Below are 15,678 nucleotides of genomic sequence, written 5' to 3' on the forward strand. Positions count from 1 at the left end.
CTATCCGGCGGTCGAGGTGCAAGCCGTCAATCGCACGGCGGCGGGCCGGGGAATCGCGCTGCCGAGACTCGGGAACGGTGGAGCGCTGGGACCGAGCACTTCGATGGCCCGGCGTTCGGCTTCGGCACGGGTGGGACCCCACGCCCATCCGTGCTTGCCGTCGGCGCCGCGGACGACCGATCCGCACGCGTTCCAGAACTGCACGACCGTCCGGCAGTCGGTGACACCACATTGGGCACGAGCCGCGGTGTCGGCGGCAGCCGCGCTCGCGTAGTCCACGGCCGAAGCGACGGCGCCGGTGCTGGACGAAAGCGCCAGCGCGCCATAGGTGGTCCCGGCGGCACGCGCTTCCCCCGCGGGACCGCCGACCACGGCGCAGGTGGCGGCGGACACCGCCACGAGCCCGAGGGCGGCCTTGTGCGGCACCGACATGCGATCCTCCCCGACTGGCGAACGACTCCGGGCTCAGATCATTGCCCGGTTCGCGCGCTTTGTCGAAAGACCGGACTTCCCAGCCTCGGCGGGTGCGCGACCTCGACCCGACGCGTCGGGCGGGGTCCGAGCGTGCGTCGCCGCCGACCGCGGATGATCGCGGGTGAGGGCCGTGCGCCGTGGTTCCGGTGCAGGGCGGACGGTACGCACCGGGGACGCATCGCCGACGATCGTTCACGGCCGCACTGCACTGGGATACCGGGGATACGACTCGGCCGCCGGGGCACCCGTTCGGGAGCTGTCCGGCGGCCGCTACCAGCCTGGCGAATTACACCGTGAACCCGAGCGCGCGCAGCTGCTCGCGGCCGTCCTCGGTGATCTTGTCCGGACCCCACGGCGGAATCCAGACCCAGTTGATCTTCAGGTCTTCTACGAGTCCGCTGCGCACCAGCGCGTTGCGGGACTGGTCCTCGATGACGTCGGTCAGCGGGCAGGCCGCCGAGGTGAGCGTCATGTCGAGAACCGCGATGTTGTCCTCCTCGACGCGCAGCCCGTAGACCAGGCCGAGGTCGACGACGTTGATGCCCAGTTCCGGGTCGACGACGTCCCGCATCGCCTCTTCGATGTCCTCGAGCTGCTTGATGTCCTCCGCAGACAGCTCAGGCAGCTCAGACAATTCAGGCAGCTCAGACAGCTCGGCGCCGGCCGCGGCCTGCTCGGTCGTGTCGGTGGCCGGTGTGTCACTCATGACGCTTCCCCGTTTCCCTTCGGACGGTTCGGTTCTTCCGCGGCGCTCGCGGGCTGCTCGGGGCCGATCCTGAGGACGGCGTCCTTGAACGCCATCCACCCGAGCAGCGCGCACTTCACCCGCGCGGGGTACTTCGAGACCCCCGCGAGGGCGATGCCGTCGCCGATCACGTCCTCGTCGCCCTCGATGGTGCCACGGCTGGAGATCATCTCACTGTAGGAGTCGACCACCTTCAGCGCCTGCTGCACCGGCAGCCCGATGACCTGGTCGGTGAGGATCGAGGTGGCGGCCTGGCTGATCGAGCAGCCCTGGCCGTCGTAGGAGACGTCGGCGACGTCGCCGTTGGCGTCGAGCCGCACGCGCAAGGTGACCTCGTCGCCGCAGGTCGGGTTCACGTGGTGCACCTCGGCCCCGAACGGCTCGCGCAGCCCCCGGCGATGCGGGTGCTTGTAGTGGTCCAGGATCACTTCCTGGTACATCTGCTCCATGCGCATGACTTATGCAACCCCGAAGAAGCGTTGAGCCTTCCGGACCGCGTCGACCAGCGCGTCCACCTCGGCGACGGTGTTGTAGACCGCGAAGGAGGCGCGGGCGGTGGCGGCGATGCCGAAGCGCCGGTGCAGCGGCCAGGCGCAGTGGTGGCCCACTCGGATGGCGACGCCCTCGTCGTCCAGGATCTGCCCGACGTCGTGGGCATGGATGCCGTCGACCAGGAACGCCACGGCGCCGCCGCGATCGATGTTCTCGGTGGGCCCGATGATGCGCACGCCGTCGATTCCGGCGAGTCCTTCCAGCGCCGCGGCGACCAGCGTGTGCTCGTGCGCCGCGACGGCGTCCATGCCGATCTGTTCCAGATACCGCACGGCCGCGCCCAATCCGATCACCTGCGAGGTCATCGGCACACCGGCTTCGAACCGCTGCGGCGGCGGGGCGTAGGTGCTGTGGTCCATGAAGACCGTCTCGATCATGGACCCGCCGGTGATGAACGGCGGCATCTCCTCCAGCAGCGCGCGGCGGCCGAACAGCACGCCGACGCCGGAGGGGCCGAGCATCTTGTGCCCGGAGAACGCGGCGAAATCCACACCGAGCGCGCGGAAGTCCACCGGCATGTGCGGCACCGACTGGCAGGCGTCGAGCACGACCAGCGCGCCCACCGCCTTCGCCCGGCGCACCAGCTCCTCGACCGGAGCCACGGCGCCGGTGACGTTGGACTGGTGGGTGAACGCGACCACCTTGGTGGCGGACGACAGCTCCAGCGAGTCCAGGTCGATCCGGCCGTCCTCGGTGACGGCGTACCACTTCAGCGTGGCGCCGGTGCGGCGGGCCAGCTCCTGCCAGGGCACCAGATTCGCGTGGTGTTCCAGCTCGGTGACGACGATCTCGTCGCCCGGGCCCACGTGATGCGGGAACCGGTCGTCGGCGAACGCGTAGGTCACCAGGTTCAGCGATTCGGTGGCGTTCTTGGTGAACACGATCTCGCCCGCGTCGACGCCGACGAACCGCGCGATGTCGGCCCGCGCGTCCTCGTAGGCGTCGGTCGCCTCTTCCGACAGCTGGTGGGCGCCGCGGTGCACGGCCGCGTTGCTGGTGATCAGGAAGTCGCGTTCGGCTTCGAGCACGCCGATCGGCCGCTGCGCGGTCGCGCCGGAGTCCAGGTACACCAACGGTTTCCCGTCCCGGACCGTGCGGTTCAGGATCGGGAAGTCGGCCCGGATACGGGCGACGTCGAGGGTGCGGACCGTAGCGGTCATGTCAGGCTCCAGCAATAGCGGTCTGAGTGAAGCGGACGTAGCCGTTGGCGTCGAGTTCCTCGGCCAGTTCCGCGCCGCCCTCGGCGACGATGCGGCCGCCGACGAAGACGTGCACGAACTCCGGCTGGATGTAGCGCAGGATGCGGGTGTAGTGCGTGATCAGCAGGACGCCGCCGTTCTCGCGCTCCTTGTAGCGGTTGACGCCCTCGGAGACGATGCGCAGCGCGTCGACGTCCAGGCCGGAGTCGGTCTCGTCCAGGATCGCGATCTTCGGCTTGAGCAGGCCGAGCTGGAGGATCTCGTGGCGCTTCTTCTCACCGCCGGAGAAGCCCTCGTTCACGCTGCGGTCGGCGAAGGCGGCGTCGATCTCCAGTTCGCTCATCGACTCCTTCACCTCCTTGACCCAGTGCCGCAGCTTGGGGGCCTCGCCGCGCACGGCGGTGGCGGCGGTGCGCAGGAAGTTCGACATCGAGACGCCGGGAACCTCGACCGGGTACTGCATGGCCAGGAACAAGCCGGCCCGCGCACGCTCGTCCACCGACATCTCCAGCACGTCCTCGCCGTCGAGGGTGATCGAGCCGGAGGTCACCGTGTACTTCGGGTGACCGGCGATGGCGTAGGACAGCGTCGACTTGCCGGAGCCGTTGGGGCCCATGATGGCGTGCGTCTCACCGGAACTCACCGTGAGGTTCACGCCCTTGAGGATCTTGATGGGCTCGCCGGACTCGTCGGGGTTGGCGACCTCGGCGTGCAGGTCCTTGATTTCCAGGGTGGTCATCGAATTCGAATTCCTTTGTCAGGTATGGGGTCGTTGATCAGGCGCCGATGGCGGCGAGCTCGGCCTCGATGGCCGCCTCCAGCCGCTCCCGGACCTCGGGCACCACGATCTTCTGGATGATCTCGTGGAAGAACCCGCGCACCACCAGGCGGCGGGCGGCGTCCTCCGGGATGCCGCGAGCGCGCAGGTAGAACAGCTGCTCGTCGTCGAACCGCCCGGTCGCGGACGCGTGTCCCGCGCCGACGATCTCGCCGGTCTCGATCTCCAGGTTGGGCACCGAGTCGGCGCGGGCGCCGTCGGTGAGCACCAGGTTGCGGTTCACCTCGAAGGTGTCGGTGCCCTCGGCGGCGGCGCGGATCAGCACGTCGCCGACCCATACGGTGCGGGCGTCGCCCTTCGGCGAGTGCGGATCGCCCTGCAGCGCACCCTTGTACAGCACGTTCGACTTGCAGTTCGGCACGGCGTGATCGACGAGCAGGCGCTGCTCGAAATGCTGGCCCGCGTCGGCGAAGTAGAGACCGAGCAGTTCGGCGTCACCACCGGGGCCGTCGTAGCGGACCGTGGCCGTGAGACGCACCAGGTCACCGCCGAGGGTGACCGCGATGTGCCGCAGCGTGGCATCCCGGCCCAGCTTGCCGTGATGCGCGGTGGTGTTCACCGCGTCGTCGGCCCAGTCCTGGACCGCGACGACGGTCAGCTTCGCACTGTCACCGAGCACGAATTCCACGTTCTCGGCGTAGGTTCCGCTGCCGCGCTGGTCGATCACCACGGTCGCGACCGCGAAGGTGTCCAGCCTGATCTGCAGGTGGCCGTAGGCGGTCTTGCCTTCGCCGGGGCCGGTGACCGTGATGACGATCGGTTCGTCGACCTCGGTCTCCGCGCCGACCGTCACGATGGTGGCCGACTCGAAGCCGGAATAGGCCTGGGCGGCCACTCGATCCGACGGCACCCCGGCCTCGCCGAGGCGGGCGTCGGTACGCGTCACGGTCTCGACCTGCACACCGGCGGCCGGGACGACCTCGACCGTGGCCTGACCGTCCCGGACCGCGGTGCCGTCGTGCAACCCGCGCAGGCGGCGCAGCGGGGTGAACCGCCACACCTCGTCGTGTGAGGAAGGCACCTCGAAGGCGTTCACGTCATAGGAGGTGAAGACCTCGCCCTTGTTGGTCGCGGCCCCTGCGCCCGGGTTCTGAATCGGCTTGGCCGTGGGGTTCTCGCCCTCGACCGCTCCAATCACACCAGTCGCCATCAGCCAACGGCCCCTTCCATCTGCAGCTCGATGAGCCGGTTCAGTTCCAGTGCGTATTCCATCGGCAGTTCCTTGGCGATCGGCTCCACGAAGCCGCGCACCACCATCGCCATGGCCTCGTCCTCGGTGAGGCCGCGGCTCATCAGGTAGAACAGCTGGTCCTCGGAGACCTTCGAGACGGTCGCCTCGTGACCCATGGTCACGTCGTCCTCGCGGATGTCGACGTAGGGGTAGGTGTCGGAGCGGCTGATCGTGTCGACCAGCAGCGCATCGCACTTCACCGTCGACTTCGAGCCGTGCGCGCCCTTGTTCACCTGGACCAGGCCGCGGTAGGAGGCCCGGCCGCCGCCGCGCGCCACCGACTTCGACACGATGGTCGAGGAGGTGTGCGGCGCGAGGTGCAGCATCTTGGCGCCGGTGTCCTGGTGCTGGCCCTCACCGGCGAAGGCCACCGAGAGCACCTCGCCCTTGGCGTACTCGCCGGTCATCCAGACCGCCGGGTACTTCATGGTGACCTTGGAACCGATGTTGCCGTCGATCCACTCCATGGTCGCGCCCGCCTCGGCCTTGGCCCGCTTGGTGACCAGGTTGTAGACGTTGTTCGACCAGTTCTGGATGGTGGTGTAGCGGCAGCGGCCGCCCTTCTTCACGATGATCTCCACCACCGCGGAGTGCAGTGAGTCGGACTTGTAGATCGGGGCGGTGCAGCCCTCGACGTAGTGCACGTAAGCGCCCTCGTCGACGATGATCAGGGTCCGCTCGAACTGACCCATGTTCTCGGTGTTGATCCGGAAGTAAGCCTGCAGCGGGATGTCGACGTGCACGCCCGGCGGCACGTAGATGAAGGATCCACCCGACCACACGGCGGTGTTCAGCGCGGAGAACTTGTTGTCACCCGCGGGGATGACCGTGCCGAAGTACTGCCGGAAGATCTCCGGGTGCTCCTTCAACGCCGTATCGGTGTCGAGGAAGATGACGCCTTGCTGCTCCAGATCCTCACGGATCTGGTGGTAGACGACCTCGGACTCGTACTGCGCGGCGACGCCGGAGACCAGCCGCTGCTTCTCCGCCTCGGGGATGCCCAGCTTGTCGTAGGTGTTCTTGATGTCCTCCGGCAGTTCGTCCCAGGACGCGGCCTGCTTCTCGGTCGAGCGCACGAAGTACTTGATGTTGTCGAAGTCGATGCCGTCGAGATTGGAGCCCCAGTTCGGCATCGGCTTGCGATCGAAGATGCGCAGCGCCTTGAGCCGCTGCTCGAGCATCCATACCGGCTCGTTCTTCTTCGCCGAGATGTCGCGGACAACCGCCTCGGACAGACCTCGTTGCGCACTGGCGCCGGCCACATCCGAATCGGCCCAGCCGTAACCGTATTTGCCCAGCGAGGCGATGGTCTCTTCCTGGGTGAGCGGTTGCACCTGGTCGGTGGTCGTCGTCATTCGGCACTCCTTCCGGAGTCGTTCGTTCGTACCGCTGCGGGCTGTGCAGCGGTTTGTGCTGACGTTCTGGTCTGTGCGGTGGGTGGTACCAGCAGCGGCACGTGCGTGGTGCACGCGCAGTCGCCGTTGGCGATCGTGGCCAACCGCTGCACGTGCGTACCGAGCAGCTCACGGAACGCCTCGAGTTCGGCCGCGCACAACTGCGGGAACTCCTCGGCGACGTGCGCCACCGGGCAGTGGTGCTGGCAGATCTGCACGCCCGCGCCCACCTTGCGGGTGGTGGCGGCGAACCCGGCGTCGGTGAACGCCTCGGCGATCTCCTCGGCTTTGGCCTCGGTCTGCTGCGGGGTGTGCTCCGCGACCGGTTCGATCCCGGCCACGATAGTGCGTGCCCGTTTCCGGGCGAACTCGGTGAGGGCCTGTTCGCCGCCGATCTCTCCGAGCTGCCGCATGGCGGCGCCGGCCAGATCGTCGTAGGCGTGGCCGAGTTTGCCTCGTCCCGCGGCGGTGAGCTGGTACTGCTTGGCCGGGCGGCCGCGGCCCTTCTGCTGCCAGGGCGCCGAGCGGCCCGCTCGCGCCTGACCGGAGTCGATCAGGGCGTCCAGATGCCTGCGCACGCCCGCCGGGGCCAGGCCGAGCTTGTTCCCGATGGCGGTCGCGGTGATCGGCCCTTCCTCCAGCAGCAGCTGGACGATGGCCGCTCGGGTATGCCCTTCACCGCCGACCGTCGCGGGCGCAGCGACCGACCCGGCGCCGGTCCTGCGACCAGCTCCTTCGTCGCCTCTCCCCAAACCCACGGTTTTCACAACACCAGTGTGGCGGAATTACTTCCTGAAATCTAATAAGGGTGCCCTGACTTCGCCGCACTATTGACCTGCGGGAATTGCGCCATCGGTTCCGGTCGCACACCACATCCCTCACCGATGCGGCCCGGTGGATGCGCGCCGATTCCGCCGCCGCCGCTCGATATCCCCAATCAGCTGCGGCTGACCTGCACGGACGGACCGCGCCGAGCGGGCACGCCGCACGCACGTCCACATCGGAAGTGCGCGCATGCCTGCGAACCCGGGCGAGCGCGGTTGCGAAGAGTGCGATTCGTCACAAGCCGATGCTCGGCGCAGCCGCCTCGCGGGGATGCGCCTACATGGAGGGGGCGTCTCGACGTACCGCCACCAGCTTCATGGGCGTCTCCAGCAGCGCGTCCACCGCGTCGTCCCATGTGGCCGTCGCGGTGGTGACCAGCGACGGGTCGAAGCGACCGGCCGCGACGAGGTCGAGGACCTGCGGAATGACCGGACGGACGTGCGCGCGGCCGGTGTGCAAGGTGCAGCAGCGGGTGTACATGTCGAGGATCGGCAGCGCGACGTCCTGCAACTGGACGCTGACGCTGGTGCACCAACCGTCGTAGGCCGACGCGTCGATCGCCGCGCGCAGCGCCTTCGCGCCACCGGCCGCCTCCACGACGATCGGGAACCGGCCGACCCGCGCGTCCGGCGGTCCTTCGATCGCCTCCGCGCCCAACGCCTTCGCGATGCCGAGGCGCTCGGCGGAGTCGTCGAGGTAGACCACCCTGGCCGACCCGAGGGCGACCGCCAACCCGGCGGCGTACAGCCCGATCGACGGCGCGGCGGGGCCGCCGAGCACCAGCACTTCGGCGCCGGGATCGTCCGCCAATCGCGGTCCGACCGCGCGGTAGGCGTCCGGGATGTTGTCGCTGGCGCTGGCCACCGCGACCGGGTCGACGCCGGACGGCAGCCGCACGAGCATGGCGTCGGCGTGCGGCACGAGGGCCAGATCGGCCCACAGCCCACCCCAGTCCAGCCCGCCCATGGGGCCGAGGCCGAAAGTGGACAGCCGCGGATGGCTCGCGCAATTCCCGGTCCGCCCCCGCGTGCAGGCCCGGCAGGCGCCGCACGAGATCTGGAACGGCACAACGACCAGATCACCGACGGCGACGCCGCGCACCTCCGGGCCGGTCGCGACCACCTCCGCGACTCCCTCGTGCCCGAACGGATACGGCCCGGGCAGCGGAAACGCGCCACGCAGGACGGCCGGGTCGATGTCACAGGTGGCCAGCGCGACCGGGCGCACCAGCGCCTGGCCGGGCCCGCTCAGGACGGGTTCGGGGTGTTCCTCCCAGCGCATCGCACCGGGGCCGGTCAGCATCAGACGCTTCATCGTCCGAGTCTCGCTAGAACGTTCTTTCTAGTCAAGCCTTTTCACCCCGAATCGCCCTGCTCGGCAGGCATTTCCGGAATTCTTCCGGCCGAACCGGACGGGGACATCGATCCGCTGCCCGCCGCGGCCCCGTCGTCCCCGATCCCCGCCGCCGCGAAGGTCGAGCGGATCAGCCGCTCCATCGACTTCGCCACCGTACGCAGCGGCGCGTCCGTCTGCCGGATCCGGGCCAGGATGGTGGCGCCCTCGTAGGCGGCGACCACAGTGGTGGCCAATTCGGCCGCGTCCTCCCCGCCCAGGCCGAGTTCGGCGAGCAGCCCGGCGAATGCCCGCTCCATCGTGTCGAAGGCGCTGACGCAGGCCGAGCGCACCGCCTCGACGTCGCTGCCGCCGTCCAGCGCGGGCGTCCCGATCGGGCACCCGTCGGTCCACTGTGAATCCGCGAGTTTGCCGACCATGAATTCGAACAGCGTGGCCATGGTGGCGAACACGTCCGTCGGCGCCTGCCGGATCATCCGGCCGGTCAGCGTCCCGGTCCCGGTGATCGCCGCGACGGCGATCTCCTCTTTGCCGCCTGGAAAATGGTGATAGATCGAGCCGTACGGCAGTTCGGCCGCTTCGCTCAACGCCTTCAGACCGAACCCGTGATACCCGTGCCGCGCCAGCAGCCCGGAAGCGGCCACCTCGATCCGCCGCCTGGACTCCGAAACCATCCGTCGATTGTGCCCCGCGAGCGGGGCGGGTCCGGTCGGAACGACCGGGGTCCGTTCGCGGTACGGGATCGCCGCGCGGGTGCCTACAGCTGCCTTACGACTGCACGTGTGCCGTCCGTGGCCACGGGTAAGTCGTGCTCAGCGACTGGTGGCAGCCTGCAGAATCGAACGCACCGGTATGGCGGGGCGCTGGAGAAGGCTTTCGAGTTCGCCCGCGGTAGTGGCGAACTCCCCGCGGCGGGCAGCCCGGAACATTCCGAGGAGCATGGCGGCCCGCTCCTCGGGGACGCCGTGAGCGACCGAGGAGGCGGCCCATTCGGAGTCCGCGGCGACGACGCGGCGGATCGTACGTCCGGTCCGTTCGGTGAGGATGGCGGCGATGTCGGCGAGGTCGAGCGCCTCCGGTGCGGTGAGAGGCGGCGTCGGCCCGTCGAACCGGACCTCGTCGGCGAGGATGATCGCCGCGGCTTCGGCGAGGTCGGCATGGACGGTCCAGGAAACGGGCCCATCGACCGGTGCGAGCAGTTCACCGGTTTCCAGCGCCGGACCCAGCAAGAGCGGGACGGTGCCGGCGTAGAACCCGTTGCGCAGGGCGGTGAACGGTATGCCCGTCGTCGCCAGGTAACGCTCGGTCGCGGCGTGGTCGGGCATGGGCGCGAACACCGAATCATCGGCGGCGGCCTGATGGCTGGTGTAAAGGATGCGGCCGGCCCCGGCCGCGCGTGCGGCGTCGATCGCCGCGACGTGCGCGGCGACAGCCACCTCCCCGGTCAGGTTCGCCGAGACGATCAGCACTTGGGTTGCGCCTTCGAATGCCTCGGCCAGGGATGACGGGTCGGTGAAGTCGCCGCGCCGCACCCGCACGCCACGGGCGGCCAGCTCACCTGCCCGATCGGTGTCGCGGACGCTGACGCCGACACGAGCGGCTGGCACCCGCTCCAGCAGCCGCTCGACGATCTGCGAGCCGAGCAGTCCTGTGCCTCCGGTGACGATGATCATCCAGCGCTCCTTAACGTTGATAATATCGCTGTTAGCAACGCCGATATTAGCAGCGATTAAGATGGCCGCATGGCAGAGTCGAGGTCGAGCAGCGCGAGCAGGCACGAGAGCCGGGAGCGCATCGTGGAGGTGGCGGGGCGACTGCTACGCGAACAGGGTCCGCACGCTGTCACCACCCGCGCGGTCGCACATGCGGCAGGCATGCAGGCGCCGACCATCTACCGGTTCTTCGAGGACAAGGACGCGTTGCTCGATGCCGTCGCCGAGCACGTCTTCGCGACCTATGTGGCAGGCAAGGCCCTCGCCGACGAGCAGGACGACGACCCGGTGACCGATCTTCGCGCCGGATGGGACATGCACATCGACTTCGCACTGACCAATCCGGCGGTGTTCGCGATGCTCACCGACCCCCAACGCGGGACCGCCTCTCCCGCGGCGGCCGCCGGGCTGCAGGTGCTGCGTGCCCGGGTGCATCGCGTCGCGGCGGCCGGCCGACTCCGGGTAAGCGAACGTCGCGCCGTCGACCTCGTCCACGCCGCCGGGACCGGGGCAGCTCTGGCCCTGTTGTCCGTCCCGCCCCGAGACCGAGACCTCGGGCTTGCCGAGGCGATGTACGAGGCGGTGACTCATGCGATCCTCACCGACGTCCCACCACCCTCCGCGCACGACGCCACCGCGGCCGCACTACGAGCCGCCGGACCGGAACTGCCGATGCTCACCGACGCCGAACGCGCCCTGCTATCGGAATGGCTGCGACGAACCGACGAGAACCCCACCGGCACCGGCAACCCGTCCCGTCTCCGCTGACATCGACACGACAGACCGGGATGCGCGCACCAACTAGGCTGCGTTGCGTGGCGGTACTGGAAGGCGCGCGGCGCAGGACACTGGCGTTGGGGCGCCGGGCACTCGGACTCGACGTGCCCGCGGCCGATCACACGATCGCGGTGCTGCATCGCGACGAGTCGGAGGTGCCCGGTCTCGACCGCAAGGAACTCGCGCAGCTCGACCGCATCCGCCTGATGGGCGCGACCGGCACGGTGCTGATGGCGATCAGCGCGCTCGGCATCGGCGCGCAGCCGGTGCACCAGAATCCGGTCTCCGGCGTCCGTGTGCTCGGCATCTTCGCCCGCGCCCACACCGGCTCGCTGGCCATGTGCATGACCGGCACCGTCGTCGTCGTGCTGGCCTGGCTGCTGCTGGGCCGGTTCGCGGTGGGCGGCATCGGCGGCTCCCCTATCCACCGGCTGACCCGCTCGCAGCTGGACCGCACGCTGCTGCTGTGGATCATCCCGCTCAGCATCGCTCCTCCGCTGTTCAGCAACGACGTCTATTCCTATCTGGCACAGAGCGAGATCGCCGCGCGCGGCATCGACCCCTATCAGGAAGGGCCCGTCGCGGGACTCGGGATCGACAACGTCCTGACCAACAACGTCCCGACCATCTGGCGCGACACCCCCGCGCCCTACGGTCCGCTGTTCCTCTGGATCGGCCGGGGCATCGCCGAACTCACCGGCGACAACATCATCGCGGGCGTGTGGGTGCACCGGATCCTCGCGCTCGGCGGTGTCGCGCTGATCGTCTGGGCGCTGCCACGGCTGTCGGTGCGCTGCGGCGTCGCGCCGGTGAGCGCGCTGTGGCTCGGCGCGGCCAACCCGCTGGTGCTGTTCCACCTGGTCGGCGGCGTGCACAACGACGCGCTGATGCTCGGCCTGATGCTGGCAGGCATGGAGTTCTGCCTGCGCGCCATCGAGGACACCCACCCGTTCGACGGCCGCGCCTACGCGTGGCTGATCAGCGGAGCGATCATCATCACGCTGTCGTCCTCGATCAAGTTCACCTCGATCATCGTGCTCGGGTTCGTCGGCATGGCGCTTGCGCGGCGCTGGGGCGCCTCGCTGCGCACGGTCGCCGTCGCGGCCGCCATGCTCGGCGCCATCGCCATCGGCACAACGCTTTTCATCAGTTCGGTGAGCGGGCTCGGGTTCGGGTGGATCTTCACGCTGAACACCGCGAACGCGGTGCGCAGCTGGATGTCGCTGCCGACGGCGCTCGGCATCGTCACCGGGTTCGGCGGCGTGCTGCTCGGACTCGGCGATCACACCACCGCGCTGCTGAGCATCACCCGCCCGATCGCGGCGGTGGTCGCCGGCTTCTTCACGGTGCGCATGCTGGTCGCCACGGGCACCGGGCGGCTGCATCCGGTCGGTGCGCTTGGCGTGGCGCTGGGCGCGATCGTGCTGCTGTTCCCGGTGGTGCAGCCCTGGTATCTGCTGTGGGCGATCGTGCCGATGGCGACGTGGGCGACCCGGCCGGTGTTCCGCGTTCCGGCGGTGGCGTTCTCGGCGATCGTGAGCGTCATCCTGATGCCGCGCGGCGCCGATCTGGAAGTGTTCCAGATCGTGGGCGCCGCGATCGCCACCGTGATCGTCGCGGTGCTGTTCGTCGTGATCACGCGCAACTCGCTGCCCTGGCGCGGGCAGACGGGGGTGTCGGCTCCGTCACAGGCGCCCACCTCCTACGGTGTGACATCGTGACCGAGCGTGGCGAGGGAGCCATCTACACAGCAGCACCGGGTGCGCCGAACGGCGAGGCGGAGTCGTGACCACAGCTCCCGGACCTGCTGTCAGCGTCGACGGCGTCGTCAAGCGGTACGGCGAGACCACGGCCGTGGACGGCCTGACGTTCGAGGTCGAACCGGCGCGGGTGCTCGCGCTGCTCGGTCCGAACGGCGCGGGCAAGACCACGACCGTGGAGATGTGCGAGGGATTCACCACGCCGGAGGCGGGCACGGTGCGCGTGCTCGGCCTGGACCCGATCGCCGATTCCGAACGGCTGCGTCCCCGCATCGGCGTCATGCTGCAAGGCGGCGGCGCGTATCCCGGTGCGCGGGCGGGCGAAATGCTCGACTTGGTGGCCGCCTACTCCGCGGATCCGCTCGATCCCGACTGGCTGCTGCGCACCCTCGGCCTCCAGGACAACCGCCGCACCCCCTACCGCCGCCTCTCCGGCGGCCAGCAGCAGCGGCTCGCCCTGGCCTGCGCACTGGTGGGCAAACCGGAGATCGTTTTCCTGGACGAACCCACCGCGGGCTTGGACGCCCAGGCGCGGCTGATCGTCTGGGAGTTGATCGACGCCCTGCGCCGCGACGGGGTCACCGTGGTGCTGACCACGCACATGATGGACGAGGCCGAGCAACTCGCCGACCAGCTGGTGATCATCGACCACGGCCGTATCGTCGCCTCCGGCACCCCCGCCGAGGTCACCGCGCACGGGGCGGCCGGGCAGCTGCGATTCTGCGCGCCGCCCAGACTGAACCTGGAACTGCTGGCGAACGCCCTGCCGGAAGGGTTCGCGCCCCTGGAGACCACCCCGGGTACCTACCTGGTGGAGGGCGAGATCAATCCGCAAGTCCTCGCGACCGTCACCGCGTGGTGCGCGCGAATGAACGTGCTGGCCACCGACATCCGGATCGACCAGCGCCGCCTCGAAGACGTCTTCTTGGAACTGACCGGACGGGACCTGCGCGGATGAGCGAGCACGACCGGACCGCCAACCGATTCGCCCCCGGCACCTTCGCCCCCGGCCCCCGGCCGAGCAGCCGCGCCGCGATGCTGCTCGCGCAGACCAGACTCGAACTGATCCTGTTGCTGCGCAACGGCGAACAACTCCTGCTCACCATGTTCATCCCGATCACCCTGCTGGTCGGGCTGAGCCTGCTGCCCTTCGGCGAGCTCGGCACGCACCGGGTGGACAAGATCGTCCCCGCGGTGATGATGGTGGCGGTCATGTCCACCGCGTTCACCGGTCAGGCCATCGCGGTCGGCTTCGACCGGCGCTACGGCGCGCTCAAGCGGCTCGGCGCGACGGCGTTGCCGCGCTGGGGCGTCATCGCCGGTAAGAGCGCGGCCGTGCTCATCGTGGTCGTGCTGCAAGCCGTCCTGCTCGGGTTGATCGGCTTCGCGCTGGGCTGGCGGCCGGAACCGGCCGGACTGCTGCTGGGCGCGGCGGTGATCGCGCTCGGCACCGCGACCTTCGCGGCGATGGGCCTGCTGCTGGGCGGCACCCTCAAGGCCGAGGTGGTGCTCGCGCTGGCGAACATCCTGTGGTTCGTCATGCTGGGCGTGGCCAGCATCGTCTTCGCCGCCGACGACCTGCCCGCCGCGGTGAGCGTGCTCGCCCGGCTGGTGCCGTCCGGAGCGCTCGCCGAAGCGCTGGAAAGCGCGATGCACACCGGCATCGACTGGTTCGGGATCGCCGTTCTCGCCGTCTGGGGCGTGGTCTCGGGCGTCGCGGCCACCCGCCTGTTCCGCTTCCACTGACCTCTCAACGACAAAATGTAGTAGACCGGGTGCGGGGGGCGGATCCGGCCCGGCTACCATTTTCGACGTGCTGTATCGCGCGTTCCTGCGACTCGTCGACAAGCTGCCGCTGCCCTCGTTGCGGGCGCAGCGCCTGATCGCACTCGCGGTCGTCCTCACGCAAGCGGGCATCTCGGTGACCGGCGCTGTCGTGCGGGTCACCGCGTCCGGTCTCGGCTGCCCGACCTGGCCGCAGTGCTTCCCCGGCAGCTTCACCCCCGTCGCGGTGTCGGAGGTCCCGGCGATCCACCAGACGGTCGAATTCTCCAACCGGCTGCTCACCTTCCTGGTCACACTCTGCGCCGCGGCGGTCGTGCTCGCGGTGACCAGGGCGCGCCGCCGCCGCGAGGTGCTGGTCTACGCGTGGCTGATGCCCGGCGGCACCGTCGTTCAGGCGATCATCGGCGGCATCACGGTGCGCACCGGACTGCTGTGGTGGACCGTCGCGACGCACCTGCTCGCGTCCATGGTGATGGTCTGGCTCGCGATGGTGCTGTACGCGAAGATCGCCGAACCCGACGACGGCATCGACACCGTGCGGGCGCCCGCACCGCTGCGCTGGCTCACCGTGCTCGCCGCCGTCGCGCTCAGCGCGGTCCTGACCGCGGGCACCCTCGTGACCGCCGCGGGTCCGCACGCGGGCGACAAGAGCATCGATCGTCCGGTGGAGCGGTTGGAGGTGGAGATCGTCACCCTGGTGCATCTGCACTCGCAGCTGCTGGTCGCGTATCTCGCGCTGCTGGTCGGCTTGGCGTTCGGCCTGTTCGCGGTGGGCATCGCGCCCGCGGTACGCACCCGGCTGTTCTGGCTGCTCGGGCTGGTGTGCGCGCAGGCGCTGGTCGGCGTCGTGCAGTACTTCACCGACGTCCCCGCCGCGCTGGTCGTCGTGCACGTGGGCGGGGCCGCGGCATGCACGGCGGCCACCGCCGCGCTGTGGGCTTCGCTGCGCACCCGGGAGCGCGTCGCCGCCCCGAAGCCGGACCCAGCCGCCCAGGCCGCCTGAGCACGCTATTCGAGTCCGGGGCAAGAACGA

16 protein-coding genes are annotated in these 15,678 nt (G+C 69.5%); 5 read left to right on the forward strand and 11 right to left on the reverse strand.

Features of this window, described 5'->3' with window-relative positions; genetic code table 11:
* From IU450_RS06175 to IU450_RS06225, 11 genes are all read right to left on the reverse strand, one after another.
* Nucleotides 1–432: a DUF4189 domain-containing protein gene (locus IU450_RS06175; RefSeq protein ID WP_195148829.1), complete on the reverse strand. Its 432-nt coding sequence runs from the start codon at nucleotides 430–432 to the stop codon at nucleotides 1–3.
* A gap of 328 nt (nucleotides 433–760) precedes the next feature.
* Nucleotides 761–1,099: a metal-sulfur cluster assembly factor gene (locus IU450_RS06180; protein ID WP_195149547.1), complete on the reverse strand. Its 339-nt coding sequence runs from the start codon at nucleotides 1,097–1,099 to the stop codon at nucleotides 761–763.
* A gap of 77 nt (nucleotides 1,100–1,176) precedes the next feature.
* On the reverse strand, nucleotides 1,177–1,674 hold the full coding sequence (sufU, locus tag IU450_RS06185) for a Fe-S cluster assembly sulfur transfer protein SufU (protein ID WP_195148830.1): 498 nt from the start codon (nucleotides 1,672–1,674) through the stop codon (nucleotides 1,177–1,179).
* A 3-nt stretch (nucleotides 1,675–1,677) separates the two neighbouring features.
* Entirely contained in the window at nucleotides 1,678–2,931 is a 1,254-nt protein-coding gene (locus IU450_RS06190; RefSeq protein WP_195148831.1) for a cysteine desulfurase, read from the reverse strand.
* 1 nt (nucleotide 2,932) lies between these two features.
* Entirely contained in the window at nucleotides 2,933–3,709 is a 777-nt protein-coding gene (sufC, locus tag IU450_RS06195) for a Fe-S cluster assembly ATPase SufC (protein ID WP_195148832.1), read from the reverse strand.
* Nucleotides 3,710–3,746: 37 nt separating this feature from the next.
* Nucleotides 3,747–4,958: a Fe-S cluster assembly protein SufD gene (gene sufD / locus IU450_RS06200; protein WP_195148833.1), complete on the reverse strand. Its 1,212-nt coding sequence runs from the start codon at nucleotides 4,956–4,958 to the stop codon at nucleotides 3,747–3,749.
* Nucleotides 4,958–6,394: a Fe-S cluster assembly protein SufB gene (gene sufB / locus IU450_RS06205; protein ID WP_181722456.1), complete on the reverse strand. Its 1,437-nt coding sequence runs from the start codon at nucleotides 6,392–6,394 to the stop codon at nucleotides 4,958–4,960. Before sufB ends, sufD begins: the two co-directional genes overlap by 1 nt.
* Entirely contained in the window at nucleotides 6,391–7,200 is an 810-nt protein-coding gene (locus IU450_RS06210) for a helix-turn-helix transcriptional regulator (protein WP_195148834.1), read from the reverse strand. Before IU450_RS06210 ends, sufB begins: the two co-directional genes overlap by 4 nt.
* 334 nt (nucleotides 7,201–7,534) lie before the next feature.
* Nucleotides 7,535–8,572, reverse strand: a complete 1,038-nt coding sequence (locus IU450_RS06215; protein WP_195148835.1) for a zinc-dependent alcohol dehydrogenase — start codon at nucleotides 8,570–8,572, stop codon at nucleotides 7,535–7,537.
* 41 nt (nucleotides 8,573–8,613) lie between these two features.
* Nucleotides 8,614–9,285 (reverse strand): TetR/AcrR family transcriptional regulator, encoded by a 672-nt coding sequence (locus tag IU450_RS06220; protein WP_195148836.1) that lies wholly within the window; start codon nucleotides 9,283–9,285, stop codon nucleotides 8,614–8,616.
* A 138-nt stretch (nucleotides 9,286–9,423) separates the two neighbouring features.
* On the reverse strand, nucleotides 9,424–10,284 hold the full coding sequence (locus IU450_RS06225) for an NmrA family NAD(P)-binding protein (protein WP_195148837.1): 861 nt from the start codon (nucleotides 10,282–10,284) through the stop codon (nucleotides 9,424–9,426).
* Between the two features lie 69 nt (nucleotides 10,285–10,353).
* Between IU450_RS06225 and IU450_RS06230 the strand changes: the two genes are divergently transcribed.
* From IU450_RS06230 to IU450_RS06250, 5 genes are all read left to right on the forward strand, one after another.
* On the forward strand, nucleotides 10,354–11,091 hold the full coding sequence (locus IU450_RS06230; protein WP_195148838.1) for a TetR/AcrR family transcriptional regulator: 738 nt from the start codon (nucleotides 10,354–10,356) through the stop codon (nucleotides 11,089–11,091).
* 20 nt (nucleotides 11,092–11,111) lie between these two features.
* Nucleotides 11,112–12,821 carry a polyprenol phosphomannose-dependent alpha 1,6 mannosyltransferase MptB gene (gene mptB / locus IU450_RS06235; protein WP_228834161.1) on the forward strand — a complete coding sequence of 570 codons (1,710 nt, stop codon included), beginning with the start codon at nucleotides 11,112–11,114 and terminating at the stop codon, nucleotides 12,819–12,821.
* A 64-nt stretch (nucleotides 12,822–12,885) separates the two neighbouring features.
* Nucleotides 12,886–13,818, forward strand: coding sequence for an ABC transporter ATP-binding protein (locus IU450_RS06240; protein WP_195148840.1), 933 nt, complete (start codon nucleotides 12,886–12,888; stop codon nucleotides 13,816–13,818).
* On the forward strand, nucleotides 13,815–14,606 hold the full coding sequence (locus IU450_RS06245) for an ABC transporter permease (protein ID WP_195148841.1): 792 nt from the start codon (nucleotides 13,815–13,817) through the stop codon (nucleotides 14,604–14,606). The genes IU450_RS06240 and IU450_RS06245 overlap by 4 nt, the downstream gene beginning before the upstream one ends.
* Nucleotides 14,607–14,673: 67 nt before the next feature.
* On the forward strand, nucleotides 14,674–15,648 hold the full coding sequence (locus tag IU450_RS06250; RefSeq protein WP_195148842.1) for a COX15/CtaA family protein: 975 nt from the start codon (nucleotides 14,674–14,676) through the stop codon (nucleotides 15,646–15,648).
* Nucleotides 15,649–15,678 lie beyond the last annotated feature (30 nt).

The sequence above is a fragment of the Nocardia abscessus genome (genome assembly GCF_015477775.1).
Lineage (GTDB): Bacteria > Actinomycetota > Actinomycetes > Mycobacteriales > Mycobacteriaceae > Nocardia > Nocardia abscessus_A.